This window comes from Microbacterium sp. C5A9 (assembly GCF_022627955.1).
Taxonomy (GTDB): domain Bacteria; phylum Actinomycetota; class Actinomycetes; order Actinomycetales; family Microbacteriaceae; genus Microbacterium.
Genome location: NZ_JABXGD010000003.1, coordinates 72,058 through 98,162, shown reverse-complemented (window position 1 = coordinate 98,162; position 26,105 = coordinate 72,058). Strand labels below are relative to the sequence as shown.

At 69.4% G+C, this 26,105-nt stretch carries 30 protein-coding genes; 9 read left to right on the top strand and 21 right to left on the bottom strand.

The annotated features are described in order from the left end of the window. Window positions 1-124 precede the first annotated feature (124 nt). Complete coding sequence (locus tag HWD99_RS07155) at window positions 125-685, top strand: dihydrofolate reductase family protein (RefSeq protein ID WP_241795544.1); 561 nt, start codon at window positions 125-127, stop codon at window positions 683-685. Window positions 686-700: 15 nt separating this feature from the next. On the opposite strand, the gene HWD99_RS07150 is transcribed toward HWD99_RS07155, so the two are convergent. The 6 genes from HWD99_RS07150 to HWD99_RS07125 all read right to left on the bottom strand — a co-directional run bounded on the left by HWD99_RS07150 (window position 701) and on the right by HWD99_RS07125 (window position 6,195). Further along, complete coding sequence (locus HWD99_RS07150) at window positions 701-1,564, bottom strand: SDR family oxidoreductase (protein ID WP_241795543.1); 864 nt, start codon at window positions 1,562-1,564, stop codon at window positions 701-703. Between the two features lie 46 nt (window positions 1,565-1,610). Next, window positions 1,611-1,838, bottom strand: coding sequence for an RNA-binding S4 domain-containing protein (locus tag HWD99_RS07145; RefSeq protein ID WP_241795542.1), 228 nt, complete (start codon window positions 1,836-1,838; stop codon window positions 1,611-1,613). A gap of 76 nt (window positions 1,839-1,914) precedes the next feature. Next, on the bottom strand, window positions 1,915-2,754 hold the full coding sequence (locus HWD99_RS07140; protein WP_241795541.1) for a hypothetical protein: 840 nt from the start codon (window positions 2,752-2,754) through the stop codon (window positions 1,915-1,917). A gap of 78 nt (window positions 2,755-2,832) precedes the next feature. Further along, a complete protein-coding gene (locus HWD99_RS07135) occupies window positions 2,833-4,116 on the bottom strand; it encodes a glutaminase (RefSeq protein ID WP_241795540.1) in 1,284 nt (427 codons plus the stop codon). A 77-nt stretch (window positions 4,117-4,193) separates the two neighbouring features. Beyond that, the gene (locus HWD99_RS07130; protein WP_241795539.1) at window positions 4,194-5,501 is read right to left on the bottom strand and encodes a cell wall metabolism sensor histidine kinase WalK; all 1,308 of its coding nucleotides are present in this window, start codon (window positions 5,499-5,501) and stop codon (window positions 4,194-4,196) included. Window positions 5,502-5,517: 16 nt separating this feature from the next. After that, a complete protein-coding gene (locus HWD99_RS07125) occupies window positions 5,518-6,195 on the bottom strand; it encodes a response regulator transcription factor (protein ID WP_241795538.1) in 678 nt (225 codons plus the stop codon). A gap of 216 nt (window positions 6,196-6,411) precedes the next feature. Between HWD99_RS07125 and HWD99_RS07120 the strand changes: the two genes are divergently transcribed. Beyond that, the gene (locus HWD99_RS07120) at window positions 6,412-6,948 is read left to right on the top strand and encodes a hypothetical protein (protein WP_241795537.1); all 537 of its coding nucleotides are present in this window, start codon (window positions 6,412-6,414) and stop codon (window positions 6,946-6,948) included. Window positions 6,949-6,998: 50 nt separating this feature from the next. Here the strand turns inward: HWD99_RS07120 and HWD99_RS07115 are convergent, their stop codons facing one another. Both HWD99_RS07115 and HWD99_RS07110 read right to left on the bottom strand, forming a co-directional pair. Beyond that, window positions 6,999-7,205 (bottom strand): CDGSH iron-sulfur domain-containing protein, encoded by a 207-nt coding sequence (locus HWD99_RS07115; RefSeq protein WP_241795536.1) that lies wholly within the window; start codon window positions 7,203-7,205, stop codon window positions 6,999-7,001. After that, window positions 7,202-8,242, bottom strand: a complete 1,041-nt coding sequence (locus HWD99_RS07110) for an iron-containing redox enzyme family protein (RefSeq protein ID WP_241795535.1) — start codon at window positions 8,240-8,242, stop codon at window positions 7,202-7,204. The genes HWD99_RS07115 and HWD99_RS07110 overlap by 4 nt, the downstream gene beginning before the upstream one ends. A 147-nt stretch (window positions 8,243-8,389) precedes the next feature. Here HWD99_RS07110 and HWD99_RS07105 point away from each other — a divergent pair, with 147 nt between their 5' ends. Beyond that, window positions 8,390-8,569 carry a hypothetical protein gene (locus tag HWD99_RS07105; RefSeq protein WP_241795534.1) on the top strand — a complete coding sequence of 60 codons (180 nt, stop codon included), beginning with the start codon at window positions 8,390-8,392 and terminating at the stop codon, window positions 8,567-8,569. A 20-nt stretch (window positions 8,570-8,589) separates the two neighbouring features. Here the strand turns inward: HWD99_RS07105 and HWD99_RS07100 are convergent, their stop codons facing one another. The 4 genes from HWD99_RS07100 to sigJ form a co-directional block, all read right to left on the bottom strand. After that, a complete protein-coding gene (locus HWD99_RS07100; protein WP_241795533.1) occupies window positions 8,590-9,975 on the bottom strand; it encodes an LLM class flavin-dependent oxidoreductase in 1,386 nt (461 codons plus the stop codon). A 114-nt stretch (window positions 9,976-10,089) separates the two neighbouring features. Next, window positions 10,090-10,821 carry a nicotinamide riboside transporter PnuC gene (gene pnuC / locus HWD99_RS07095; RefSeq protein WP_241795532.1) on the bottom strand — a complete coding sequence of 244 codons (732 nt, stop codon included), beginning with the start codon at window positions 10,819-10,821 and terminating at the stop codon, window positions 10,090-10,092. Next, window positions 10,818-11,345, bottom strand: coding sequence for a GNAT family N-acetyltransferase (locus HWD99_RS07090; RefSeq protein ID WP_241795531.1), 528 nt, complete (start codon window positions 11,343-11,345; stop codon window positions 10,818-10,820). The genes pnuC and HWD99_RS07090 overlap by 4 nt, the downstream gene beginning before the upstream one ends. An 89-nt stretch (window positions 11,346-11,434) precedes the next feature. After that, complete coding sequence (gene sigJ / locus HWD99_RS07085; protein ID WP_241795530.1) at window positions 11,435-12,349, bottom strand: RNA polymerase sigma factor SigJ; 915 nt, start codon at window positions 12,347-12,349, stop codon at window positions 11,435-11,437. Between the two features lie 185 nt (window positions 12,350-12,534). On the opposite strand from sigJ, the gene HWD99_RS07080 reads away from it, so the two are divergent. Beyond that, on the top strand, window positions 12,535-13,287 hold the full coding sequence (locus HWD99_RS07080) for an SDR family oxidoreductase (RefSeq protein WP_241795529.1): 753 nt from the start codon (window positions 12,535-12,537) through the stop codon (window positions 13,285-13,287). A gap of 82 nt (window positions 13,288-13,369) precedes the next feature. Further along, window positions 13,370-14,719: an HNH endonuclease signature motif containing protein gene (locus HWD99_RS07075; RefSeq protein ID WP_241795528.1), complete on the top strand. Its 1,350-nt coding sequence runs from the start codon at window positions 13,370-13,372 to the stop codon at window positions 14,717-14,719. A gap of 16 nt (window positions 14,720-14,735) precedes the next feature. On the opposite strand, the gene HWD99_RS07070 is transcribed toward HWD99_RS07075, so the two are convergent. Then, window positions 14,736-15,653, bottom strand: coding sequence for a DUF808 domain-containing protein (locus HWD99_RS07070; RefSeq protein ID WP_241795527.1), 918 nt, complete (start codon window positions 15,651-15,653; stop codon window positions 14,736-14,738). 151 nt (window positions 15,654-15,804) lie between these two features. Between HWD99_RS07070 and msrB the strand changes: the two genes are divergently transcribed. After that, a complete protein-coding gene (gene msrB / locus HWD99_RS07065) occupies window positions 15,805-16,275 on the top strand; it encodes a peptide-methionine (R)-S-oxide reductase MsrB (RefSeq protein WP_241795526.1) in 471 nt (156 codons plus the stop codon). After that, entirely contained in the window at window positions 16,272-16,817 is a 546-nt protein-coding gene (gene msrA / locus HWD99_RS07060; RefSeq protein ID WP_241795525.1) for a peptide-methionine (S)-S-oxide reductase MsrA, read from the top strand. The genes msrB and msrA overlap by 4 nt, the downstream gene beginning before the upstream one ends. A gap of 22 nt (window positions 16,818-16,839) precedes the next feature. Here the strand turns inward: msrA and HWD99_RS07055 are convergent, their stop codons facing one another. From HWD99_RS07055 to HWD99_RS07045, 3 genes are all read right to left on the bottom strand, one after another. Beyond that, complete coding sequence (locus tag HWD99_RS07055) at window positions 16,840-17,649, bottom strand: alpha/beta hydrolase (protein WP_274618070.1); 810 nt, start codon at window positions 17,647-17,649, stop codon at window positions 16,840-16,842. 100 nt (window positions 17,650-17,749) lie between these two features. Next, entirely contained in the window at window positions 17,750-19,213 is a 1,464-nt protein-coding gene (locus HWD99_RS07050) for a catalase (protein ID WP_241795523.1), read from the bottom strand. 66 nt (window positions 19,214-19,279) lie between these two features. Further along, window positions 19,280-19,702 (bottom strand): Fur family transcriptional regulator, encoded by a 423-nt coding sequence (locus HWD99_RS07045; RefSeq protein ID WP_241795522.1) that lies wholly within the window; start codon window positions 19,700-19,702, stop codon window positions 19,280-19,282. A 116-nt stretch (window positions 19,703-19,818) separates the two neighbouring features. Between HWD99_RS07045 and HWD99_RS07040 the strand changes: the two genes are divergently transcribed. Further along, entirely contained in the window at window positions 19,819-20,397 is a 579-nt protein-coding gene (locus HWD99_RS07040; RefSeq protein WP_241795521.1) for a hypothetical protein, read from the top strand. Here the strand turns inward: HWD99_RS07040 and HWD99_RS07035 are convergent. After that, on the bottom strand, window positions 20,367-21,356 hold the full coding sequence (locus tag HWD99_RS07035) for a squalene cyclase (RefSeq protein ID WP_241795520.1): 990 nt from the start codon (window positions 21,354-21,356) through the stop codon (window positions 20,367-20,369). The genes HWD99_RS07040 and HWD99_RS07035 overlap by 31 nt on opposite strands. Window positions 21,357-21,413: 57 nt before the next feature. Between HWD99_RS07035 and HWD99_RS07030 the strand changes: the two genes are divergently transcribed. Beyond that, a complete protein-coding gene (locus HWD99_RS07030; protein WP_241795519.1) occupies window positions 21,414-21,875 on the top strand; it encodes an NUDIX domain-containing protein in 462 nt (153 codons plus the stop codon). A gap of 6 nt (window positions 21,876-21,881) precedes the next feature. On the opposite strand, the gene HWD99_RS07025 is transcribed toward HWD99_RS07030, so the two are convergent. The 4 genes from HWD99_RS07025 to cycA all read right to left on the bottom strand — a co-directional run bounded on the left by HWD99_RS07025 (window position 21,882) and on the right by cycA (window position 26,081). Next, complete coding sequence (locus HWD99_RS07025) at window positions 21,882-22,811, bottom strand: J domain-containing protein (protein WP_241795518.1); 930 nt, start codon at window positions 22,809-22,811, stop codon at window positions 21,882-21,884. Between the two features lie 51 nt (window positions 22,812-22,862). Further along, window positions 22,863-23,516, bottom strand: a complete 654-nt coding sequence (locus HWD99_RS07020; protein ID WP_241795517.1) for a YigZ family protein — start codon at window positions 23,514-23,516, stop codon at window positions 22,863-22,865. Between the two features lie 31 nt (window positions 23,517-23,547). Continuing rightward, complete coding sequence (locus HWD99_RS07015) at window positions 23,548-24,534, bottom strand: aldo/keto reductase (RefSeq protein WP_241795516.1); 987 nt, start codon at window positions 24,532-24,534, stop codon at window positions 23,548-23,550. Window positions 24,535-24,620: 86 nt separating this feature from the next. Then, window positions 24,621-26,081, bottom strand: coding sequence for a D-serine/D-alanine/glycine transporter (gene cycA, locus HWD99_RS07010; protein WP_241795515.1), 1,461 nt, complete (start codon window positions 26,079-26,081; stop codon window positions 24,621-24,623). Window positions 26,082-26,105: the final 24 nt, after the last annotated feature.

Below are 26,105 nucleotides of genomic sequence, written 5' to 3'. Positions count from 1 at the left end.
GGGCCATCGTGCGACGGCGTGCGGATGCTGGCTAGCGCCTTGCGTCGGACGGTCGTGGTCGCTACGCGCGTGTGCGTGCCGGGAGGGGGTCGCACCCCCGGAGCGGCGGGAGTAGCCTCGCCGCATGGGCCGCCTCATCTACTCCATGATCACGTCGCTCGACGGGTACGTCAGCGGACCGGACGGCGGGTTCGACTGGGCGCTCGACGAGGAGCTGCACGAGTTCATCAACCGGCAGTTCGCCGGCGTCGGCACCTACCTCTACGGGCGGCGCATGTACGAGACGATGGTCTATTGGGAGACCGCGCATCTCGAACCCGATCAGCCGCAGGTGGGGATCGACTACGCACGCGTGTGGCAGGCGGCCGACAAGGTGGTGTTCTCGACGACTCTCGCCGAGGTGTCGAGCGAGCGCACGCGTCTCGAGCGCTCGTTCGACCCCGGCGTGGTCGAACGCTGGAAGGCCGAGTCCGACAGCGACTTCTCGGTCGACGGTCCGACGCTCGCCGGAGCGGCGATCCGTGCCGGACTCGTCGACGAGTTCGGTCTGTTCATCGGTCCGGGGATCGTCGGCGGCGGCAAGCCGTTCTTCCCCGAGGGCGTGCGCGTCGACCTCGAACTCCTCGAGGACCGCCGGTTCGCCAGCGGCGTGATGTTCCTGCGGTATCAGACCGTACGCGCGTAGCTCGGCGAGCTCGGGTCAGGCCTGGGCGGAGACCCAGCCGGTGGTGAGCCCGGTGACGGCCGAGCCGTCGAGGTCCGCGAGCTTGATCGCGGTGAAGGCGGTGGCGGCGGGCGACGTCTGCACGCGGAAGGCGGGATCGTCAGCCGTGAGAGTCGCGAGGATGACGGCGGCGACGTCATCGGGCGTCTGGGCGTTCCCCGGTGCGAAGGCCTGCCTGGTGCGCGCCAGGTAGCTGTCGATGGCCGGCAGATACGCCGCATCCGCCCCGGTGACCAGCGCGTCGCGGTCGGCCTCGGAGTTGGTGACGAACTCGGTGAGCACCGGCCCCGGTTCGATGACGCTCACGGCGACGCCCAGGCTCTTCATCACGGGATGCAGGCTCTCCATGAACCCCTCGACGGCGAATTTCGCCGCGCAGTAGGCCTCATTGAAGGGCTGGCCGACGACGCCGCCCACGCTCGTGACCGTGATGAGGCGTCCTCGTGACGCGCGCAGGTGCGGGAGCGCGGTCTTGGTCACGTCGACCACCCCGAAGAAGTTGACCTCCATCGCGGCGCGCACGCGATCGATGCTCATGGCCTCGATGGTGCCGAGCGCACCGGCGCCCGCGTTGTTGATCACCGCGTCGAGCCGTCCGTGCTCGGCGACCAGCGCCTCGATCGTGGCGGCCACCGCATCGTGATCGGTGACGTCGAGCGCGCGGATGTCGAGGGCGACACCGGCGTCGGCGGCCGCGGCCTCGAGAGCATCCGCCTTGCGCAGGTCCCGCATCGTGGCGACGGTCTTCCAGCCGGCCGCCGCGAGCGAGACGGCGGTGCGGAGGCCGATCCCTGTGGAGGTGCCGGTGATGAGGGCGAGAGGAGCGGTGGCGTCGGTCATACCTGAAGTATGCGCGCCGTTCGATATGCCGCGGCTGGATGCGGGCTCAGGGCCGGACGCGCACCGTGCGGCCCTCGAAGGTCACCAGGTCGCCGTCGTGCAGCTGGCGCCCACGCCGCCGGTCGACCTCGTCGTTGACCTTCACGAACCCGTCGATCACGACCTCCTTGGCGTCGCCGCCCGAGTCGAGCAGCCCCGAGAACTTCAGGAACTGGCCGAGGCGGATCATCTCTCCGCCGATGGAGACGTCGTCGATCGGACCGGAATTCGTCATGACTGAATGCTAACCGCCGCAGACGCGTCGAGCCGCCGACCCCAGGGGCCGGCGGCTCGCGGAACGACGGGCGCGCTCAGTCGTCGATGTCGGTGCCGACGACGGCGAAGTCGGCGCTGAAGTCGATGTCGATCGACCGGTTGTCGCTCGTGAGCACCGAGGCGTCGTAGGGGCTCACGTCGTCGCTGTCGGCATCGAGGTCGGTGATCATGCCGTCGGCCTCGGCCAGCGCCGCCTCGACCAGGGCGCGGATGGCGGCCTCGTCGAGCGTGTTCGCGGGGGCGGTGTCGTCGTCGTCCTGCTCGCTGGAGACGACGGTCGTCGCGAGGTCGGCATCCACCCGCACCTCGGTCTCGCTGCCGTTCGCGGCGGTCAGCTGCACCTCCCAGGTGCCGTCGCGCTTCGCATCGATCGAGGTGACATCGCCCTCGGCGGCGCCGCGCGCGGCATCCGCGATCGCGACGAGCTCGTCGGCCGAGTCGGTGCCGATGCCGGTCACGGGGCCTCCGCCCTGTCCTCCGCCCTGGGCCGGTCCCTGGCCGTCGTCGTCGCGGTCGCCGCCGGGCTGGCCGCCGCGGTCGTCGTCTCCGCGCGGGCCGTCGGAGACGGAGGGGCGGTCGTCATCGTCGCCGAACTCGTCGCCGACGGCGGCACCCAGTGCCACGCCACCCCCGACGAGGACCACGGCCGCCGCGATTCCGCCGCCGATGAGGAGAGCGCGCGAGCGGCCGCGCTTCGCAGGGGCGGCAGGTGCGGCCTGTGCGTCGGCCGGGAGGGGCTCGACGGGCACGGTCTGAGCGTCGGACGCCTGAGGGGCGGGTGCCGGCGGTGCCGGGGGAGCGGGCGGTGCCGGGGGCGTCGCGCCTGCGGGCAGGTTCTCGGGCGTCTGGTCGGGAGTCGGGTTCTTGTCGTTCATGACTCGATGCTCTCGCGCGGGTGCTGAAGCCACCCTGAAGCCCCCTGAAGAGGTCTTCAGGAAGCAGGGCCCGAGATCTCAGCCGCGGACGGCGCTCGACACATCGGGGAACGACGCGGGCACGAAGCCGCCGTGCGCCTGCTCGCCGTGCACGAGCTCTCCCGAGCCGGTCTCGGCGCTGCCGAGCACGCCCCAGGGATCGACGATCCGCACGTCATGCCCGTCGAGGTGCAGACGGCGCACCCCCTCGAGCAGCATCCGCCGGGCGATGCTGTTCGCCCTCTGCACGCGATCGAGATCGACGATCACCGGTTCGTCACCGGCCGATTCCTCGGCGAAGCCGCGCAGGACCCGCTCGGCCTCCATGAAGTGCAGATCGCCGGCGATCTCGTGCACCGCGACGCCGTCCCGTTCCACGCGGCGCGACACCGATCGCGCGGAATCGGTCGAGGTCATGAGGTGCAGCCCCAGGTCGTGGTTCATGCGCTCGAACATGCGCACCCCGCGGGTGCTGTTGCCGTGCGGGTCGAGTCGCGGCGAGAACACGGCGATGCCCACCTGGCCGGGAAGCACGCCCATGAGCCCGCCCGCGACGCCGCTCTTCGCGGGGATGCCGACAGAGGTCAGCCAGTCGCCCGCCGAGTCGTACATACCGCAGGTCGTCATCACGCTCAGCACCTGCCGGTTGATGACGGGGTCGATCACCTGGTCGCCGTCGGGCGTGCGGCCGCCGGCGGCGAGGACCGATGCCATGCGGGCGAGGTCGCGCACCGTCACCGATGCCGAGCACTGACGGGTGTATCCGCGCACCACGTCTGCCGGGTCGGCGTCGAGGGTTCCGACGGTGCGGAGCATGTAGGCGAGCGCCATGTTGCGGTCGGCGGAGGCGAGCTCGGACTCGAACACGTCCTCCGCGATCGAGAGGTCACGGCCGGCCAGGCGGCTGTAGAGGTCGAGGATGCGCTCGACGCGAGCATCCGCGCCGTCGCCGCCGACCAGGGCGTGAGCGGCGATCGCCCCGGCGTTGATCATCGGATTGCGCGGGCGCCCGGTCTCGGGTTCGAGGGAGATCTCGTTGAACGCGTCGCCCGACGGCTCGACGTCGATCCGCTCGAGCACCGCGTCGAGGCCCTGATCGGCGATCGCGAGCGCATAGGTGAACGGCTTCGAGATCGACTGGATCGTGAACTCGACGTCGGCGTCGCCCGCCACGTAGACCTCGCCGTCGAGGGTGGCGACCGCGATGGCCAGCTGGTCGGGGTCGGCGTTCGCGAGTTCGGGGATGTACGACGCGACCTCGCCGGCGTCCTCCCCGCACGACTCCATCAGCACGTTCAGATAGTCGATCATGGGGGTCTGCATGTGGTCCATGCTCCCATGCGTCGTCCGCGCGCCCTCCGCCGGGAGCCTCGCCCGAGCCTATGCGCGGGGAGCGGTCGTCAGACCGCGAGAGGCAGGGTCACGACGAATCGGGCGCCACCCCATCGGGACTCGTCGACGGAGACGGTGCCGCCGCTCGCCGTCGCGATGCCCTGCACGATGGCGAGGCCGAGCCCGCTGCCGCCGGCATCCCGACTGCGGGCCTCGTCGAGCCGGACGAAGCGCTCGAAGATGCGGTCGCGTTCGTCGGCGGGCACCCCCGCACCGTCGTCCTCGACGGTCACGAACACCCAGGCATCCTGCGGGATCACCCCGATCGCCACACGTCCGGTGCTGTGCCTGGCGGCGTTGTCGGCGAGGTTGCGCAGCAGCTGCCCGAGCAGCCTCGGGTCGCCCGACACCCGGGCCGCGCGGATGCCGGATCCGTCGACCTCCACCCCTCGCGACCGCAGCCGGCGGACCTCGCCGAGCGCCAGATCGTCGAGGTCGACCGCCTCGTCGTGCGTGCCACCGCCCTCGTCGAGGCGGGCGAGCAGCAGCAGCGACTCGACGATCCCCTGAAGCCGCAGCCCCTCGTCGGACACGACCTCGGCGAGCTCGTCGATGCTCGTGGTGGCCGGGTGCGTCTGCGCGAGCTCGGCGTGCTGGCGGATCGTCGCGAGTGGCGACCGCAGCTCGTGCGAGGCGTCCGAGACGAAGCGCCGCTGTGCCGTCGCCGAGGCGTCGAGCCGGTCAAGCATCCGGTTCATCGTGGTCGCGAGAGCCGCGATCTCGTCGGACGACGCCGGCACCTCGACCCGGTTGTGCAGGTGCTCGGCGGTGATGCCGTCGACCTCCTCTCGGATGCGCGTGACGGGCTTCAATGCGCGCCCCACCACGAGCCAGGTGGTGACGGCGACCAGCACGAGGAGCAGAGGGAGCGCGACCGCGAGCAGAACCCCCACGGTCGAGAGAGTCTCGTCGTCGTCCTCGATCGGGACGGCGAGCACGAGGGTCTCGTCGTCGTCGATCCCGTCCGAGACGACGAGCATCGGAGAGCCGTCGACCATCACCCGCTGCGGATCGTCGGAGATCGGCAGAGCTGTGGAACCCAGGTCGTCGCGGGCATCCTCGCTCGCCGAGCGGACAGACCCGTCGGCGCCGATGATCTGCACGAGCTCGTCATCGAGGGTGTCGATGCCGCGGCCGCCGCCCGGTCCGCCGCCGGGACCGTCGAGTCGCTCGGTCAGCTCGTCGAGACGCTGCTCGGCGGCGCGTTCGGCGCTCGCATGGATGCTGGAGCTGAGGATGCTGTAGAACGAGAACGCCCCGATGAGCAGCGCCACGGTCACGACGAGCGTCGCGCCGAGTGTCGTCCGGGCGCGCACCGACCTCCAGGCGCGGCTAGCCACCGTCGGCCGCCAATCGGTAGCCGGCACCGCGGATCGTCTCGATCGCCTCTCGGCCGAACGGCTTGTCGAGCTTGCGGCGCAGATGCCCGACATAGACCTCGACGATGTTCGGGTCGCCGTCGAAGTCGTCGTCCCACACGCCCTCGATGAGCGCACGCTTCGACAGCACCTGGCCGCGGTGCCGCATCAGGTACTCGAGCACGGCGAACTCACGGGCGGTCAGCGTGAGCGGCGTCTCTCCGCGCCAGACGTGATGCGACGACGGGTCGAGTCTCAGATCTCCCGCTTCGAGCACGGCGGGCCGGGCGACGGCCCCGCGACGAACGAGAGCGCGGATGCGGGCCACGAGGATCGCGAACGAGAACGGCTTGGTGACGTAGTCGTCGGCCCCGGTCTCGAGAGCCTCGACCTGATCCCACTCGCCGTCCTTCGCAGTGAGCATGAGCACGGGCGTCCAGTTCTCCTCCGCGCGCAGCGCCTCGCAGACCTTCCAGCCGCTCATGCCGGGCATCATGAGGTCGAGCACGATCGCGTCGTACCGCGTCTCGCGGGCACGCCACAGCCCGTCGACCCCGTTGTTCGCGACGTCGACCGCGAAGCCCTCGGCCTCCAACCCTCGGCGCACGGCGTCGGCCAACCGCACCTCGTCGTCCACCACCAGAATCCGCATTCCTCCAGTGTGGCGGGCGCCCGCTGAATCCGCGCTGAAGTGGCCTCGGGAGGTGCGGATGGGGCGGAGAACGACGCCTCGGGAGGAGCGGATGCCGGGGATTCTGCGCCCGAGACGTCGTTCTCCTCCCGAGGGGGTGCGGCGTGGGGGCGGGGGGCGCGCGGCCGGACGCGAGGGAGGGTTGGCCTGCATCCGCCCCTGTGGTTGCATGAGGGCATGACCGGAATCCGGGGGGACAGGTCGAGAGCGGTGCGTCTGCTTCTCGTCGTTGCGACGACCGCACTGCTCGCGGGCTGCGCGACCGCGACCGCTGGCCCGTCGAGTGCGTCGCCGACGGCCTCGCCGAGTCCGACGCCCACGGCGGCCTGCCCGCAGGTCGAAGGCGCAGAACTCCCGCCGGAGTGCGCGCCGTACGACCCCGACAACGCGATGGCGCAGAACGAGCGCTACCGCGACCGGGTCGAGCTGTCCGACGAGAGTCGAGACGCCGCCGAGAAGCCCGCCGCCGACGTCCGTGCGGCGCTCGAGGCGCTCCGGACCTCGGGAGGAATCTCCGTCGACGCGGTGGAGGAGGCGTTCGTCGCGCAGGGTCTCATCGACATCCAGACCATCGGCGACGAGAGGGCGGTCGCCTTCGGCGCCGCTGCACCCGAGGGCGGCTGCATCTACGGCGAGGTCTCGGCCGACATGCTCTCGGTCGAGATCGGCGGCGTCATCATGGACGGCGGATGCCTGCCGGCCGTCGGGCATTGACCCTGCGCGCGACGAGCGGCCTCCCGGGTTTCGACCCGTCGACCCGTCGATCAGGTGTCTGTGCGGAACCCGGATGCCTTGTGCGTGCCGTCGCAGAACGGCTTGATCGTCGAGAGCCCGCAGCGGCACAGCGCCACGGTGCGGCGCGTCACCTCGATCGGCTCACCGTCAGACGTCTCGAGCACCGCCGCTCCTCGCACCAGCAGAGGCCCGTCGGGGTACGCCGTGATCGTGACGGCATCCTCATGCCCGCTCATCGTGGGTCCCGCTGACGCAGCGAGGATTCCCGCCGCGTCCACGAGTCGAGCATGTGGCCCGCCGCCCAGCCGTCGACCGTGAGGCAGGCGGACGCCCCGAACATGATGTCGGGCAGCAGCTCCGGGTGGTCCTCGGCGAGTGCTCCCGCGAGGTCTCGCGCCGCGATCTGCTCGTGCACCGCATCCGCTTCGACGTGCTCGTCGAAGTAGTCGGTGACGTCCTCCCCGAAGCCGAGGCGTCGCAGGCCGTCCGCGTACAGCCGGTTCGGGATCGACGACGTCATCTCGAACGCGGCCAGGTGACCGACGATCGCGCCGACGAGACGGCGGTTCACGCCGAACATCGACATCGTGTTGAGCGAGGCGAGGGTGATCGCCGGCACGTCGTCGACGTAGCCGCCGTAGGTGTCGTCGAGCCCCGCACCCCGCATGGCGCGGGCGAAGATCGTCGCGTGCACCCGGTCGGGCCGACCGCCGCCGTACTCGTCGGACTGGATCTCGACGAGAGCCGCCTTGGCGCGACCGCTGAGACGCGGGATCGCCCAGGAGTGCGGATCGGCCTCACGCAGTGTGTAGATCGAGCGCTGCATGAAGAACTCGTACATCTGCTCGTCGGTCGCCTTCTTCGCGACGTAGCGCGACAGGCTCGGCCCCGTGTCGGCGTCGGCGAGGGCGAAGAGAGCTCGCCCGACCGCGTCGACGGTCGGATCGGGGAGGTCGGGCATCGGGACGGTTGCCCGCAGCGCCTGCTCGAACGCGTGCTCGAGAAGACTCCGCGCGGCGACGACGCCCGGATCCCATTCGAGAGTCGGGTCGAGGTCGGGGAGGGAGCCGTACGACGAGGCGTAGAGCACGAAGAGCGCGAGCTGGATGTCGTCGTCGCGCACCACGTCGGCGCTCGCCGCGAGGGCGGTCTCGGCCTCAGCGCCGAGGCCGACATCGTCACCTCCGGTGAGTCGGCGGATGACGGCGTCGCTGAGGGGGCCACGCGCGGCGATGCCGTGGAGTGCGGAGGGGGTGAGTGCTGGCGCAGACATGGAAGAGCTCCCAAAGATCGGATGCTCGAAGTCTCGCCGCACGCGTCGCTCGCCAGAAGGGTCTTGACGGATCGCGCCGGGTGGGGGATGGTGCGACGGCGCGACATCCTGATCCGTGACGTCGGCCGCGCCGCCTAGGCTGGAGACATGAACAAGAACTCGCTCTGGACCATCGTCGGCGTCGTCCTCGCCGTGGTGATCGCCTGGTGGATCGTCAGCGCGCTGTTCTCGATCCTGTGGTTCGTCGCCAAGCTCGCGATCGTGCTGGTCGTGGCCGTCATCGTGTTCCTCGTGCTGCGGGGACTCTTCAGCTCGAAAGCCGAGTGATCCGGCACCGCCGACGCTGATCAGGCGACGGGAGCCTTCGCCCCCACCCGGTAGCGCGCGGCGCGATGCGTGTCCTGCACGCGGTCGCCCTTGCCCTGCAGCTTGTTGCGGAGCGTGCCCGGTGCGTACTCCTCGGGGTAGACGCCGCGCTCGCGCAGCACGGGGATGACGTGTTCGATCACGTCCTGCCAGGTGCCGGGAGTCACCGCATAGGCGAGGTTGAAGCCGTCGATGTCGGTCTCCTCGACCCACGACTGCAGTTCGTCGGCGATCTCGACGCCCGATCCGACGATCGTGGGGCCGAGGCCGCCGATCGCGTTGTGGCGTCCGAAGTCGCCGACGGTCCACTCGCGTCCGAGATCGGCCTCCTCCTTGAGGTGCTGCAGCACCGACTGGATCGCATTCGACTCGACGTTGCCCACCGGCTCGTCCTCGGCATACTGCGACAGGTCGACGCCCATCCATCCCGACATGAAGGTCAGCGCCCCCTCGGGGCTCGCGTACGACAGGTATTCGGCGTGCTTCGCTGCGGCATCCTCACTCGTCGCCCCGGTGATCACGGTGAGCAGCGTGTAGATCTTCGCGTCGTAGCGGTCACGACCGGCATCCTCCAGGGCGTCGCGGATGCGCTTCACCGTGCCCGCGAGCACCTCTTTTGAGGGGGCGGCGACGAAGATCGCCTCGGCGTTCTCCGAGGCGAAGCGCACACCGCGGGGGCTCGCTCCGGCCTGGTAGATGACGGGGGTGCGCTGCGGCGACGGCTCGGAGATGTGGATGCCGGGAACGCTGAAGTGCTTTCCCTCATGGCCGATCGGGTGCACCTTCGCCGGGTCGGTGAAGATGCCGCGCTCGCGGTCTTCGACGACGGCGTCGTCTTCCCACGACCCCTCCCACAGCTTGTAGAGCACCTCGACGTACTCGTCGGCGTGGTCGTAGCGGTCGTCGTGCGCGAGCTGGTCGTGCTGACCCATGTTGCGGGCCGCGCTCGGCAGGTAGCCGGTCACGACGTTCCATCCGACGCGTCCGTTGGTCAGGTGGTCGAGCGTGCTGAGTCGGCGGGCGAACGGATACGGATGCTCGAACGCGGTGCCCGCGGTGATGCCGAACCCGAGGTGCTCGGTGACGGCGGCCATGGCACTGACGAGCAGGATCGGGTCGTTCACGGGGACCTGCGCGCCGTTGCGGATCGCGGCCTCGTTCGTGCCGCCGTACACGTCGTAGGTGCCGAGCACGTCGGCGATGAAGATGCCGTCGAAGGTCGCGCTCTCGAGCAGCTTCGCCAGATCCGTCCAGTACGAGATGGTGTTGTACTGACGCGACCGGTCGTCAGGATGCCGCCACAGCCCGGACGACTGGTGGGCGACGCAGTTCATGTCGAAGGCGTTGAAGCGGATCTGGCGGGTCATGGGGACAAGCAAAACCCGCGGGGGGCGGGCTGTGCCAGCCTCGGCGACACGCGACGACACATTCGCCGAGCGCATCCCTCTGCGTTCGAGTCGCGGGGATGCGATCGGGGCGTGTCAGTCCCGCTCTCGGTCGACCGTCTTCGTCGTGGAGGTGATGGGCCGTGGATCGGGCATGATCGTGTCGACCTGGGGCTTGGCGTTCGCCTGCGCGCGGCACCAGACCACGAACCCGACCGCCGTGAAGACGCCGTAGAAGACGTACATGAACCCGGTCGCGTAGAAGCCCGAGCTGAACAGCAGTGGCACCCCGACGACGTCGACGGCGATCCAGATGAGCCAGAACTCCGTCCACCCCTTGGCCATGCCGTAGGTGGCGAGCAGGGAGCCGACGAACGTCCACGCGTCGGCCCAGACGGGTTCGTACGAACCGAGCAGACGGAAGAGCGGGGTCAGTGCGACCGTGCCGATGATCATCACGAGCACCAGGCCGATGCGCGCGCTCGTGGGCGCCCACCGGGGTGTGACGCGACCGCCGTCGGACGACGCCTGTCGCCAGCGCACCCAGCCGTACACGGCGACGACGATGAACATCACCTGGCGGCCCGCCTGGCCCAGCAGGTGCGGCAGCTCATGATCGGGATTGAGGATGGTGCCGAGGAACACGGTGAGCAGCAGGACGTTGCCGATGATTCCCACCGGCCAGGCCCAGATCTTGCGGCGCATGCCGCCGAGTGCACTCGCCAGACCGAAGATGTTCCCGACGACCTCGCGCACGAGCAGCACCTGCCCGCCCGGGAGCACCCACTGCGAGTTGAAGGCGTCGACCAGCCACAGGAAGGCGTTCACGGGCGTTCGTCCGGGAAGGGGCGTTCGTCGAGGACGAGCTGCAGGAGCGTGAGATCGAGCCAGCGGTCGAACTTGGCGCCGACCTGCGGCATCCGCCCCACCTGCATGAAGTCGAGTCGCTTGTGCATGATGATCGACCCGGTGTTGCTGCTCTCGATCGCCGCGACCATGACGTGTATGCCGAGGCTGCGGGCGCGGTGGATGAGCTCGATCATGAGCGCCTTGCCGATGCCGCGACCGCGCTGCCCGTCGCGCACGTAGACCGAGTGCTCGACCGTGTGGCGGTAGCCGCTGTGCGGGCGCCAGTCGCCGAAGGTCGCATACCCGAGCACTCCGCTGTCGTCGACGGCGACGATCACGGGATAGCCCTTCGCCTGTCGAGCGGCGAGCCAGGCGGCGCGGTCGTCGACGGTGACGGCCTCTTCGTTCCAGATGGCGGTGGTGTGGAGGACCGCGTCGTTGTGGATGGCCGTGATGGCCTCGAGATCGGCGGTCTCGGCATCCCTGATCTGGTGGTCGCTCATCGGGGTCTCCTGCATCTGCGCTCGGGTGCGCACGGGACGACGGTAGCAGGGTGCGGGGATGCGGGATGCGAGAGCGGCGATGTGCGGGGTCAGAATCGGACACCGGGCAGCCAGTGCGAGAGCTTCGCCGGGTTGAGCACGATCCACACCTGTGTGATCGCGCCGGCCGCGACATCCAGATTCATGACCGCGACGACCTCGCCCTCCTCGCGGAAGACGAAGCCGAGGCCGTCGCCGAACTGCTGCTGCTCCATCGCCATGGTGGGCCGCTTGGCCGCGATGCCGAGCAGGAAGCGCGCGACGTTGTCGGCGCCGGAGACGACGTTGCGCGCGGCGCTCACCACGCCGCCGCCGTCGCTGCGCAGCTCGACGCCGGGTGCGAGGAAGCGCAGCAGCGGAGCCACCTCGCCCGTGCGCGTCGCCTCCTGGAAGGCGCGGACCACGCGGTCGTGCTCGGCGCGCGGCACCGTGGTCGCCCGGCTCTCGCGCACGTGCCGGCGGGCGGATGCCGCGAGCTGCCGCACCGCAGCCGACGACCGTCCGACCGTCTCGGCGATCTCGTCGAACGGAACGGCGAAGACGTCGTGCAGCACGAAGGCGACGCGTTCCGCCGGGGTCATGGCTTCGAGGACCACCAGCAGCGCTGTGGACACGTCGTCGTCGAGGGTGACGCGATCCAGAGGGTCCTGCGGTGATTCCGTGCGCGAGCCGATCGCTCCGGCGAAGACGTCGGTCGGCACGGGCTCGGGCAGCCACGGGCCGATGTACTGCTCGCGCCTCCGGCGGGCGGAGCCCAGCAGATCGAGCGCGACACGACCGGCGACCGTGGTCAGCCAGCCCGCGGGATTCGCGATCGCCTCGCGTTCGGCGTCGGCGAGGCGATACCAGCGCAGGTAGGTCTCCTGCACCACGTCCTCCGCATCCGCGAGCGTCCCCGTCATGCGGTATCCGAGGGCGAGCAGCCGCCGGCGTTCGCGGAAGACGCCGTCGAGCTCGTCGTCCATGGGGTCTCCTCGCGAGGGTGCGGAAAGGTCGATGCAGTGTCTTCGCAGGATATGACGACGCAGGGGCGGCTCGTGTGAGGCCTCACATTCCCGGGGGTGGCGTCGTCATCCTCTGCAGACAGGGCGCGATGGGCGCATCCTGGTGCGGATGCGTGTGCAGCCCGCGTGAGCCGAGAGGGAGACGGATGAGGATCGCTGTTGCAGGAGGAACCGGGGTGGTCGGCCGGCACACGGTCGCGGCGGCGCAGGCCGCGGGGCACGATGTGGTCGTGCTGTCCCGCTCGACCGGCGTCGATGTGGTCAGCGGCGACGGTCTCGACGAGGCGCTGCAGGGGGCGGACGCCGTGATCGACGTCACGAACACGACGACCCTCTCGGCCGCGACGGCGATCGAGTTCTTCGAGACCGCGACCCGCCGTCTGCTCGCTGCCGAGGAGAGCGTCGGCGTCGGGCATCATGTCGCGCTGTCGATCGTGGGGATCGACAGGATCGATGCCTCCTATTACGCGGGCAAGCTCGCGCAGGAACGCGCGGTCGCGGCGGGGCCGGTGCCGTTCACGATCGCACGGGCGGCGCAGTTCCACGAGTTCGCCGGTCAGCTGCTGTCGGGCATGCGAGGGCCGGTGGCGGTGGTGCCGACGATGCGCATGCGACCCGTGGCCGCGCGCGAGGTCGGTGCGCACCTGGTGCGGGCCGCCGAGGCGGGGGCGTCGGGGCGGGCCCGCGATCTGGTCGGTCCCCGTGATGAGGTGCTCGCGGATGTCGCACGGCGGCAGCTCGCGTTCGACGGGGTCCGTCGACCGGTGCTCGGGGTGCGGCTGCCGGGGGCGTACTGGCGCGGGTTGGCGTCGGGGTCGCTGCGTGGCGGGGCGGATGCGGAGCAGGGAGACATCGCCTTCGATGAGTGGCTGAGCAGTGCCGATCGCGCCCGCTCGTAGCGTGGGGGAACCCCGTTCTGTCGTGGACCATCGGATGCCGGGATTCCGCGCGAGTTTCGAAGCTTTGTTCTAAAATGGAGGCATGCCCGGAATCCGCCTGACGCCCCTGCTCGAGGCCATCGAGCGCCTCGGCAGCGCATGGGCGGATGCCGAGCGGGGGTCAGATCTGTCTCGGGCGGAACTGCTCGACGCGCATCGCGCCGTCGGTGAGGTGCAGCGCTGTCTCGACGGTCTCCATGTCGAACTCGCCGCCACGATCGCGCACGAATCGCGTCCGGAGCTCGGGCCCGCGGCGCTGGCGAAGCAGCACGGCTTCCGGAGCGCGGCGGCGATGATCGCGGCGACGACGGGTGGTTCGGCGGGGGACGCGAAGCGCCTGATCACGGTCGGCCAGGCCGCTGCACCGCGCACCAGCCTGCTGGGCGAGCTGCTGCCGGCGAAGTACCCCGTGCTCGCAGCGGCGCTCGCCGCGGGGGAGATCTCGGTGCAGGCCGCCGCGCTCATCGTCACTCTGCTCGAGCGCGTGCGACTCAGGGTCGGTTCGGCTGCGGTCGCCGAAGCCGAGCGACTGCTCGTCGCCCGTGCCGCGGGGATTCCTCTCGACGACGTGCGCACACTGGTCGCCCGCGCAGAGGCCTGGCTCGACCCCGACGGAGTGGCGCCGAAGGAGCGGCAGGCGCGTGATCGTCGATCGCTCACCATGTACGAGCGCGAGGGATCCTTCCACCTCGACCTGCAGACCGACATCGCTTCGGGAGCGTCGATCAAGGCCGCGATCCAGGCCTACGTGACCGCGACCTTCCAGGCGCGCGTCGCCGCGCCCGACGCGGGTGCGTCCGACGCCGATCGTCGCACCGTCGCGATGCTCCAGGCCGACGCACTCGCAGCCATCTGCGATCATGCGATCGCGTGCGACAACGGCGGCATGCCGGCAACCGGGGCCACCGTGGTGGTGCGCGTGAATCTCGACGACCTGGTCTCGGGACTCGGCTCCGCGACGATCGACGGGAGCTCCGAGCCGGTGAGCGCGGGTACCTGCCGCCGGATGGCCGCGGGTGGCGGGATCATCCCCGTGGTCCTCGGCTCGGCCGGAGAGATACTCGACTGGGGGCGGGAGAAGCGGTTGTTCACGCGAGCGCAGCGACGTGCTCTCGTCGAGCGAGACGGCGGATGCGCGATGTGCGGTCTGCCGCCGCAGATGACCAAGGCTCATCACGTGCGGTGGTGGCAGCGCGACACCGGATCCACCGATCTGAACAACGGAGTGCTGCTGTGCGAGTCGTGTCACCACCGCATCCACGACAACGGATGGGACATCCGCATCGACGGGATCGGCACTGCGGCGCGGGTCTGGCTCATCCCGCCGCCGCACGTCGATCCGGCGCGGACTCCTCGCCTCGGAGGCAGAGCGCGCTACGACGTCGCGGCGTGAGGGCGGGTTCGACGGCTCAGACGTGCACGTCCGCCGGGGATTCCTCGCCCTCGTGGAAGTTCGGCTTCTTGCCGACCAGTCGACCGATGCCGAGGATGATCCCGACGATGACGAGTCCTGCGATCAGTCCGGCGATGGCCGAGAACAGCGTGTCGCCGATCCAGACGATCACCCCGCCGGCGGGGTCGAGGAAGTGCTCGATGCCGTGCAGGATGTCGGAGCCGAAATGCACGCCGACCTCGCCGAGATTCACGAGAAGCAGGTGGCCACCCACCCAGAGCATCGCGACCGTGCCCAGGATGCTGATGAAGCGGAAGACGGCGGGCATCGAGCGCACGATGCGCATGCCGGTGTGGCGCACGCGGGCGACCGGGTTCTTCGCCATCTTCAGGCCGATGTCGTCGATCTTCACGAGCAGCGCGACGGCGCCGTACACGACACCGGTCATGATCAGCGCGATCACCGCGAGGATCGCGAGGGTCGTCCAGATGTCGAGGCCCGCCTCGAGATTGGCGAGCGAGATGAGCATGATCTCGGTCGAGAGGATGAGGTCGGTGCGCACCGCGCCCCACACGAGCTTGTTCTCGTTGCGCGCGCCCTCGTCGGCGTGGCCGTGCTGCACGCCGAACCACTCGAGCACCTTCTCGGCACCCTCGAAGCAGAGATACGCGCCGCCGAGGATCAGCAGGTACGGAAGCACCCACGGGGCGAACGCGGTCAGGAGCAGAGCGATCGGGATGATGATCACGAACTTGTTCGCGAGCGAACCGACGGCGATCTTCGCGACCACGGGCAGTTCGCGCGCGGGGGTGATGCCCTGCACATACTGCGGGGTCACGGCGGCGTCATCGATCACCACGCCCGCCGCCTTCGCGGAGGCCTTCATCGCGGCGCTGAGAATGTCATCGACGACCGCGAGCAGTCCAACAGACATGTGCGTCTCCCCTGTGTGTATATCGGGGAGCAACTCTATCTGCTCGGCGAAAACTCACAGCCCGCTCACAGTCCCACGGGACCAAATCCACGCGGCCGGCGGTTGACATCAGTGACGCCGCAGCCAGCTGCGTCGGACAAGGAGACAGATCATGTCGAACGAGTACAGCAAGACCCCCGGGGCCGTCAGCGACCTCACGCACCTGCAGTACGAGGTCACGCAGGAGGACGCCACCGAGCCGCCCTTCCGCAACGCGTACTGGAACAACCACGACGACGGCATCTACGTCGACGTCGTCTCGGGACAGCCGTTGTTCGCGTCGACCGACAAGTTCGACAGCGGCACCGGATGGCCGAGCTTCACCAAGCCGATCGAGGCCGACGCCGTCACCACCCGCACAGACCGTACGCTGTGGATGAAGCGCACCGAAGCGCGGTCCAGCGGCGCCGACAGCCACCTCGGCCACGTCTTCGACGACGGTCCGCGCGACGCCGGAGGGCTCCGCTACTGCATGAACTCCGCCGCCCTGCGCTTCGTCCCGGCTGACAGTCTGGAAGATGAGGGGTACGGTCGCTACCGTCACCTCTTCCCCACCACCCCCACCTCTGAGGAGCAGTCATGACCGACACCGGAACCATCACCCGCACCCCGGGCACGGAGACCGCCGTACTCGCCGGTGGCTGCTTCTGGGGGATGGAAGACCTCATCCGCCGCCAGCCCGGTGTGATCGCCACCCGCGTCGGATACACCGGCGGACAGAACGACCACGCGACGTACCGCAACCACCCCGGTCACGCCGAGGCCGTCGAGATCGTGTTCGATCCGACGAAGACGACGTACCGCGACATCCTCGCGTTCTTCTTCCAGATCCACGATCCGTCCACCAAGGACCGTCAGGGCAACGACATCGGCTCGAGCTACCGCTCGGCGATCTTCCCGCTCAGCCCCGAGCAGGAATCCGTCGCACGCGACACGATCGCCGACGTCGACGCCTCCGGTCTGTGGCCGGGCAAGGCCGTCACGACGATTGAGCCCGAGGGTCCGTTCTGGCAGGCCGAGGAAGAGCACCAGGACTACCTGATCAAGTACCCGAACGGCTACACCTGCCACTTCCCGCGTGCGGGCTGGGTGCTGCCTAAGCGCGAAGAGACCGCGACCGTCTGACCGCGCACGTTCCTCGCCGGGCTCATCCCTCGGCGAGGAACTCCAGCGCGGCCTCTTTGAAGGCGCGAGAGCCCGGGGCATTGAAGTGATTGCGGTCGGGGATCTCGAAGAACCTGCCCTGCGGTGCCGCGGAGGCGAGGGCCTTCGACCCCTCGATGATCGCGTCCTTCGACCCGGTCGCGAACAGGATCGGGGCCGCCGGCGCATCCGAGGGATCGGGATCGATCGTCCGTGATGACCGCATCCCCTCCGCCAATGCGACGAGCGCGGCCAGGTCGTTGCCGGGCACGCGCTCGGTCAGAGTGATGTAGTTCTGCGTCGTCGCGTCCGATACGGGCGTGCCGTCCGACAGGTAGGCGCGCACCTGATCGAGGTCGAGCCGGGCGAGCGGGATGCCATCCGGCACACCACCGAGCACAGCCCGGCCGATGCGCTGCGGCAGATCACGCACGACCTCCCAGCCGACCCGCGCCCCCAGCGAGTACCCGACATAGAAGGCGTCGTCGACGAGGTAGGCATCCATGACCGTCTCGACGTCGGTCGCGAGGGTGCGGATGCCGTACGCATCCGCCTGGTGCGGCTTCTCGCTCAGGCCGTGACCGCGCTGATCCAGGGCGAGCACGCGGTATCCGGCCTTCGTGAGCTCGCGCACCCACCCGGTGAGCACCCACGTGTCGCGCGCACTCGACGCGAAGCCGTGCACGATCACCACCACCGGGGCATCGAGCTCACCCCACGTGTACGTCGCCAGACGGGTGCCGTCGGCGGCGTACACCTGCTGGGGCTCGGGCATGTTGGTCAGGTCGGAGAGAGGAACAGCCACGGCATCCATTGTCCTCCCCGCCAGGCGGCGTGAGACCACCGGACAGCACGAGACCCACCGGCCGTCGGGCCGATGGGTCTCGTGTCAGCGATGCAGCTCAGTGATGCGGTCAGACGCGGGCGCGCAGCGCCTCGCCCAGACCGGCATCCACGTTCGTCCAGTACTGGAAGAAGCGCTCGCGGATCGCGTCGATCGTGATGCTCTGGCCCTGTCCGGTCAGCGTGTCGATGAAGCGGGCGCGTGCCTCGTCGTCGAACACCTCGCGGTAGAGGGTTCCGGCCTGACCGAAGTCGTCGTCATCCGCACGCAGGGTCGCGGCGGCGCGCATCAGCTCGCCGTCGGACTCCCAGCTCGCCTCGACACCCGCTGCCGGGTCGGCGGTCGGGCCGCCGGCGGGGCCGTACGAGTTCGGCGTGTAGGTGCGGTGCTCGGCCGGGTTGAACCGGTACTGCATCTGCCCCTCGTGCATGTAGTTGCGCGTCTCGGCCGCGTGCGGCTGGTTGACCGGCAGCTGGTTGTAGTTCGCGCCGATGCGGTAGCGCTGCGCATCCGCATAGGCGAACGCGCGGGCCATCAGCATCTTGTCGGGCGAGATGCCGGTGCCGGGCACCTGGTTGCCGGGCGAGAACGCCGCCTGCTCGATCTCGGCGAAGAAGTTCTGCGGGTTGCGGTCGAGAGTGAACGTGCCGACCTTGATGCGCGGGTAGTCCTTCTTCGACCACGTCTTGGTCAGGTCGAACGGGTTGAAGCGGTAGGTCTTGCCCTCTTCGTACGTCATGATCTGCACGTAGACGTCCCACGAGGGGGCGTCGCCGCGCGCGATCGCGTTGAACAGGTCGCGACGGTAGTAGTCGGCGTCGGACCCGGCGAGCTTCTCGGCCTCGGCGGCGTCCATGCGCTCCACGCCCTGCTTCGACAGGAAGTGGTACTGCACCCAGAAGCGCTCACCCGCGGCGTTGACCCACTGGTACGTGTGCGATCCGTAGCCGTTCATGTGGCGCCAGCTGCGGGGAAGACCGCGGTCGCCCATCAGGTACGTGACCTGGTGCGCGGTCTCGGGGGAGAGGGTCCAGAAGTCCCACTGCATGTCGGCGTCGCGCAGGCCCGAGTCGCCGAGTCGCTTCTGCGAGTGGATGAAGTCCGGGAACTTCATGGCGTCGCGCAGGAAGAAGGTGGGGGTGTTGTTGCCGACGATGTCGAGGTTGCCCTCGCTCGTGTAGAAGCGCAGCGCGAATCCGCGCACGTCGCGCCAGGTGTCGGGCGACCCCTGCTCGCCGGCGACCGACGAGAAGCGCAGCAGCGTCTCGCTGACGGCGCCGGGCTGGAAGGCTGCGGCGCGCGTGTACGCCGAGACGTCCTCCGTCACGGTGAACGTGCCGAATGCTCCGCCGCCCTTGGCGTGCGGGTTGCGCTCCGGGACGCGCTCGCGGTTGAACGAGGCCAGCTTCTCGACGAGGTAGCGGTCGTGCAGGACCGTGGGTCCGTCTGCGCCGACGGTGAGCGAGTGCGCGTCGCTGGCGACAGGGGTGCCCGTCTGCGTCGTGGTCGCGGGAGTGGTCGATGGGTCGGTCATGTTCTTCTTCTCCTTCTGCACGCAGGTACGACAAGCATCCCGGGTGCCCGGGGTGGACGTCGGATGCTACTGCGTGACGTTCTGGCAACTGGGGCACAGGCCCCAGAAGGTGACTTCGGCTGTCTGGACGGTGAATCCCCCCGCCGAAGACGGGGTGAGGCACGGCGCGTCGCCGACCACGCAGTCGACATCGCCGATCGCACCGCACCGGGTGCAGACGATGTGATGGTGGTTGTCGCCGATGCGCCGTTCGTAGAGCGCCGCGGAACCCGCCGGTTCGATCCGGCGGAGCAGTCCCGCCGTCGTCAGGTCCGCGAGGATGTTGTGCACCGACTGGATCGACGTGGTCGGAAGCACGGCGGACACGGCGCGGTAGACGCGCTCCGCATCCGTATGGGGCATGGACTCCATCGCCTCGAGCACCGCCACACGGCCCGCGGTGGCCCGCAGTCCCGCATCGCGAAGCGCGGAGTCGAAGTCGGTGTCCATGCCTCCACCGTACCCTCTGTTTTGAATTACTCAAAAGAACGGTGGTCAGTGGGCGTTTCCGTCGTCGCCTGGCCCCCAGGGGTTGCGCCGATCGAGCAGGTCCGTAGCGTGGAGGGATGGAGACGACACGGAGGACGATCGCCATCACGACACTCGCGACCGCGGCGATGCTGCTGGTCGGATGCACGAGCGGAGGCGCGGACGCGGGCGGAGAGGGCTCCCCGACCCCGTCGCCGTCCGCATCGGTGACGCTGACGGCGACCCCGACGCCGACCCCGAATCCGAGTGTCAGCGCCGAGGCGGCCGAGCTGCCGATCCCGCCCGACGAGATCGCGGAGTGGGCGAAGACCGCGGTGCCGGGAAGCGAGGACGAGGCCTATGCCGCCGGCTTCTCGGGGTGGATGAGCGCGAGCAGTGCCGCGCACCACACGACAGACCTGACGTCGATGGAGCCCGGGTCGTATCAGGCGCAGCTGGCCTGCCGCGGCGAGGGAACGATCATGCTCATCGCAGGCGAGCTGACGGACGAACCGGGGGTGTCGGGCGCCGCAGAGCCGGGCACTGCAGAGCCGATCGCGTGCACGAACTCGACCATCGCCTTCGACATCACGACGGTCGACACCGGTATGCGCATCGAGCTCGACCTCGACGGGGCTCCGACGAACTACGCCGTCTCGCTGCTCCGCATGAGCTGATCGTCGGCCCAGTCGAGGACGCGCGTGCCGATCAGGGTGAGCCAGCGAGAGGGCTCTCCCTCGGCGACATCGACGGGGAACCAGGTCCGTCCGCGGAGAGGCGCCCCCTGCAGCCAGGTGCCATCCGTCTGCCGCGCGGTGCGGACGAGACCGACGGCGGCTCCGATCCGCGGGTCGGGGGCGGTTCCCTCGGTGAGGGAGGCCTCGCGGAAGTGGTCGAGCGCCGCCAGGGCGCTGTACCGGTATCGACCCGGGTAGACGAACTCGGTCACGAAGTCGCCCACGACATCGCCGGTCGATTCGCGGAACATCAGCTGCCGTCGCAGCAGGTACTCCTCACCGGCGTGCCGGGTCGACCGCAGCGACGTGTCGCCGGTGAGCCGCTCGTACGACAGCATCCCGCGGACGGCGTTGAGCGTCGAATGGAACGAGGAGCGCACCGAGTCGCCCTCTTCGGCCTCGCAGTTCCACCCTCCGTCGTCGAGCCTGTGTGCGGGGAACCAGTCGACGAGTCTCGAGACGTCCGCTCCGAGCCATGCGCCGTTGGCGAGGGTGAAGGCGTTGATGCACACATCGACCTCGCCACCCCAGAACGGCATGTCCTCGTACTCCCAGCGACAGTTGCGCCGCAGGCGCTCGGCGGTGTCGCCCAGTGCCGCAGGGTCGACACCCCACTCGCGCAGCTGATTCAGCGACCAGCTCGTCGCCGTCCACGGTTGGCCCGGCTGCTCCGCCTCGTCGGTGCCGAAGAAGTCGCCGGGGAAATGCGCTCCGCCGTCCCATCGCCCGTCGGGATCCTGCGCAGCGAGCAGCGCGGCCCCGAATCCCTCGGTCGCGACTCGTTCGCGGGACGCCCGCCACACGTGCTCGGGAGCACGCAGGATGTCCCGCTCCACCTGCCAGCGCAGGGCCGGGTCGGCGTCGAGCAGCCACGTCGTCATCGTCGTCGTCATCGCCATGCGTGCACGCTACTCCTGGCGGCCCACGATCTACGAGGTCATCCTTAGACTCGGTGCATGCCGCTGTCTGACTACGTCGCCTCGATGAGATCCCGCATCGGCACCGATCTGCTGCTGCTCCCCGGGGTCACCGCCGTCATCCGCGACGACGAGCGATTCCTGCTGGCTCGGCATCGGCATTCGGGGCTGTGGAGTCTGATCGGGGGTGCGGTCGAGCCCGGGGAGGAGCCCGCCGAAGCCCTGCATCGCGAAGTGTCCGAGGAGACGGGCGCCCGGGTCCGCATCCGCGGAATCATCGGCGTCTACGGCGGGCAGGCGATGATGGCGACCTACCCCAACGGAGATCAGGTCGGCTACGTGACGACGGCGTACGACTGCGAACTGCTCACCGACGCGGCACCCGATCTCGACGAGCTTCTCGAGCTGGGATGGTTCAGCCGCGATGCCATCACGGCCCTGCCTCGCCGGGACTGGATCGACCGGGTGATCGACGACGCCCCGGTGCTCGGACGAACGTGACGGTGCTCAGACGAACGTGACGGTCTGCTGCAGGCGCGTGCGCACGTCGAACAGCTCGTTGCCGCCGATCGCGCGGGCGCCCGGGACCCCCTGACGCAGCACCATCGCGAGGGCGCTGCGGCGCACGACCACGACGGGCACGCCGCGGCTGCTGCCGAGCGGGGTGACCGCCTGCGACAGATCGTCATCGGGCAGCACCATGATCACGCCGCCGAACTTGACGCGCGCCGCCTTCGCGACCGACCGCATGCGTGAGAGAGCCGCGGTGACGGGGGCCCTGGTGCCGAGACTCGGGCCCGTGATCTCACCGCGGCGGAACCCGACGACACCGCCGAAGTCCTCCGACATCACGGCGTACAGACCCGATGGGCTGAGCACCACGTGATCGAGCTTGTCGTCGGCATCCGCACCGGTGGCCACGTCGTGCCAGACGGTGAAGCCCATGCCGAGAGCACTCACCGTGCGGGCGGTCGCCTCTTCGGCGAGAGCGTCGGCAAGCAGGCGTCGCAGGTCGCGGGGCGCGGAGCGCACCAGCGCGGGGTCGTACGGATCGGGCACGTCGACGCCGCGGCCCGCCCACTCGCGGATCAGCACCAGGTAGCGTTCGCGGCGCCACCCGCCGGGGTGTCCGTACGAACGGGCGCGCGGACGAGTGTCGGTGCGCGTGGCGGTCTGCGGGCGCCATCCGCTCGACGCCGAGTCCGTCTGGATGCCGGGATGCACGCCGCTGCGGCGATCGTAGGCCGCGCGATCCTCAGGGGTGCCGACCAGCTCCCAGGCGCGCTGCACCTGGATGAAGACCGCCGCGTCGCCACCCGTGTCGGGGTGAGTCTGCCGCAGCCGCAGGCGATACGCGCGGCGCAGCTCGGCGTCGTCGACGGCGGCGTCCACGCCGAGGATCTCGTACGCAGAGGCCGAGAGCGGACTGTCGAACATCGCTCTCCTTCCGCGACCGCGGCATCCAGGATATCCGCCGGAGGTTATGGGTCAGGCGGGAACGTCGACGATGCGCTCCACGCCCCGCACCGGCACGACAGCGCCGGCGGATGCCGCGGCGAGATCGTCTGCGAGCCGAGGCAGCTCGTCTGCCGGGGCCCAGATCTCGAGTGTCGCGACGGCGCCGTAACGGGCATCCCCGAGGGTGGCTCCGTGATGTCCCGCCCAGTCGCGCAGCAGGTTGTCATAGCGTCCGGCATCCGCATGGGCGACATCGATCGTCACCTGCGTGAGTGACTGCCGCCGCACGAGCGCTGCGGGATCGAGAGCCTCGGACACGGCCGTGGAGTAGGCGCGCACCAGACCGCCCGCTCCGAGCTTCACCCCGCCGAAGTAGCGGGTCACGACGGCCACGACGTCCGTCAGCTCGCGGCGCCGCAGCACCTCGAGCATCGGGATGCCCGCAGTGCCGGAGGGCTCGCCGTCATCCGATGACCGCGCCTGGTCGCCGAGAAGCCCCGTCACCATCGCGGTGCAGTTATGCCGGGCATCCCACCACTGCTTGCGAAGGCGGGCGATCACGGCATCGGCCTCGTCGACCGAGGTGACCGGCTCGACAGTGGCGATGAACCGCGACTTCTTGATGACGATCTCGTTCGCGACGCCCGCGGCGATCGTGGCGGGGTAGCTGCGGGCAGAAGTCATCGGCCTCAGACTACCCAGCACACCCGCGGGCTCACCGGTCGACGAACGACATCTGCTGCGGGTTGTACCGATCGCCCTGCACGCCGACGCGGGCGGCGAGCTGGTCGAGATCGGCCACCTCGTCGGCGGACAGCGGCACCGTCGCGGATCCGGCGTTCTCCGCGATGCGAGAGGTGCGCCGGGTTCCGGGAATGGGCACGATCCACGGTTCCCGGGCGAGCAGCCATGCGAGGGCGATCTGGCCGGGCGAGGAATCCTTCGTCGCGGCGAGCTCGGCGACGTGCGCGACCAGCGCCTCGTTCGCGGCCCGGTTCTCCTCACTGAAGCGCGGGATCGTGCCACGGATGTCACCGTCGGTGAACGAGGTGCTCCGATCCACCGTTCCGGTGAGGAATCCCTTACCCAGCGGGCTGAACGGCACGAAGCCGATCCCGAGCTCGCCCAGCACGGGAAGGACCTCCGACTCGGGGTCGCGCGTCCACAGCGAGTACTCGCTCTGCAGCGCCGTGACCGGCTGCACGGCGTGCGCCCGGCGGATGGTCGCGGCGGATGCCTCGGACAGTCCGAAGTGCCGCACCTTGCCCTCGGCGATCAGCTCGGCGACCGTGCCGGCGACGTCCTCGATCGGCACGTCGGGGTCGACGCGGTGCTGGTAGAACAGGTCGATCACATCGGTGCGCAGACGCCGCAGAGACTCGTCGGCGACGCGACGGATCTGCTCGGGACGACTGTTCAGGCCGACGCTCTTGCCGTCTTCGATGCGCCAGCCGAACTTCGTCGCGATCACGACCTGGTCCCGGAGGGGAGCCAGCGCTTCGCCGACGAGCTCCTCGTTGACATACGGACCGTAGACCTCTGCGGTGTCGAAGAACGTCACGCCGAGGTCGACCGCCGACCGCAGCACGGCGATCATCTCGTCGCGAGTGCCGGGGTTCGGGCCGTAGCTCTGCGACATCCCCATGCAGCCGAGGCCGACAGCCGAGACCTCGAGTCCCTGGCCGAGTGTGCGAGTGTGCATGTCGTGTCCTTTCGTCAGGGCCGACGCTACGCCCGCTCTCGGCGCTGTGGGAGGCCCTGCCGGAACCTCCCACAGACGTCGCGCGACTACTCCGCCGACTCGTCGCGCAGGTACGCGATGTGCTTCGCGTGACGGGTGAGGTGGTTCTGCGACCTGCGCACGAACATCCACGCCACGAGCAGCAGCACGAACCAGATCGGCGTCACCAGCAGAGCGGTGAGCGTGTCGGGCTGGGTCGTGAGCGCCCAGAGGATGAACACGAAGAACGCGAGCACCACGTAGACCATGACGATGCCCCCGGGCATCCGGAAGGTCGATGCCGCGACCTTCTCGGGGCGCCGGCGGCGGTAGACGAGGTAGCTGCAGAGGAAGATCGTCCACACGAACATGAAGCACACGGCAGAGACCGTGGTCACCATGTCGAACGCCGTGCCGATGTCGTCACCCGCGTAGAGCAGCACGACGCCCGAGAGCAGCAGGATGCACGACAGGAACAGCGCGTTCTGCGGCACGCGGCGCCTCGACAGGCGGCCGAAGATGCGCGGGGCATCGCCGTCCTGCGCGAGGCCGAACACCATGCGCGAGGTCGAGTAGATGCCGGAGTTCGCGCTCGACATGGCCGAGGTCAGCACGACGAGGTTCACGACGGTGGCCGCGATGCCGAGACCGGCGAGGGCGAACATCGCGATGAAGGGGCTTTCGCCGGCGACGTACTCGGTCCAGGGCGTGACGGCCATCAGGATCACGAGCGCGCCCACGTAGAACAGCAGGATGCGGATCGGGATGGCGTTGATCGCCTTCGGCAGGTTCTTCTCGGGGTCCTTGGTCTCGGCCGCCGCGGTGCCGACGAGCTCGACGCCGACGAACGCGAAGACGGCGATCTGGAATCCGGCGACGAAGCCCATGAATCCGTGCGGGAACATGCCGCCGTGCGACCAGAGGTTCGCGAAGCTGGCGGTGCCCGCATCGTGCTGGAAGCCCGTGACGATCATGACGAGACCCGTGATGATGAGCGCGACGATCGCCACGATCTTGATCAGCGCGAACCAGAACTCCATCTCGCCGAACGCGGCGACCGTGGGCAGGTTCAGAGCGAGCAGGATCAGGATCACGAGCAGGCCAGGGATCCACAGAGGGATGCCGGGGAACAGCGCATCCGTGTAGCCGGCGATCGCGATCACGTCGGCGACCCCGGTGACGACCCAGCAGAACCAGTAGGTCCATCCGGTGAAGAACCCGGCCCACGGGCCGAGCAGGTCGCTCGCGAAGTCGCTGAACGACTTGTACTTGAGGTTCGACAGCAGCAGCTCGCCCATCGCCCGCATGACGAAGAAGAGCATGAAGCCGATGATCATGTAGACGAAGATCACCGACGGGCCCGCCACCGAGATCGTCTTGCCGCTGCCCATGAAGAGGCCGGTGCCGATGGCCCCGCCGATCGCGAGCAGCTGGATGTGACGGTTGCTGAGCGCCCGCTTCAGGTGCTGCTCGTCTCCGCCCGCGGTCCCGCCCACCCCGACGGCATCTCCGGTCTTCTCTGTGGTCATCGATCGAACCTCCGGTGTCCGTGC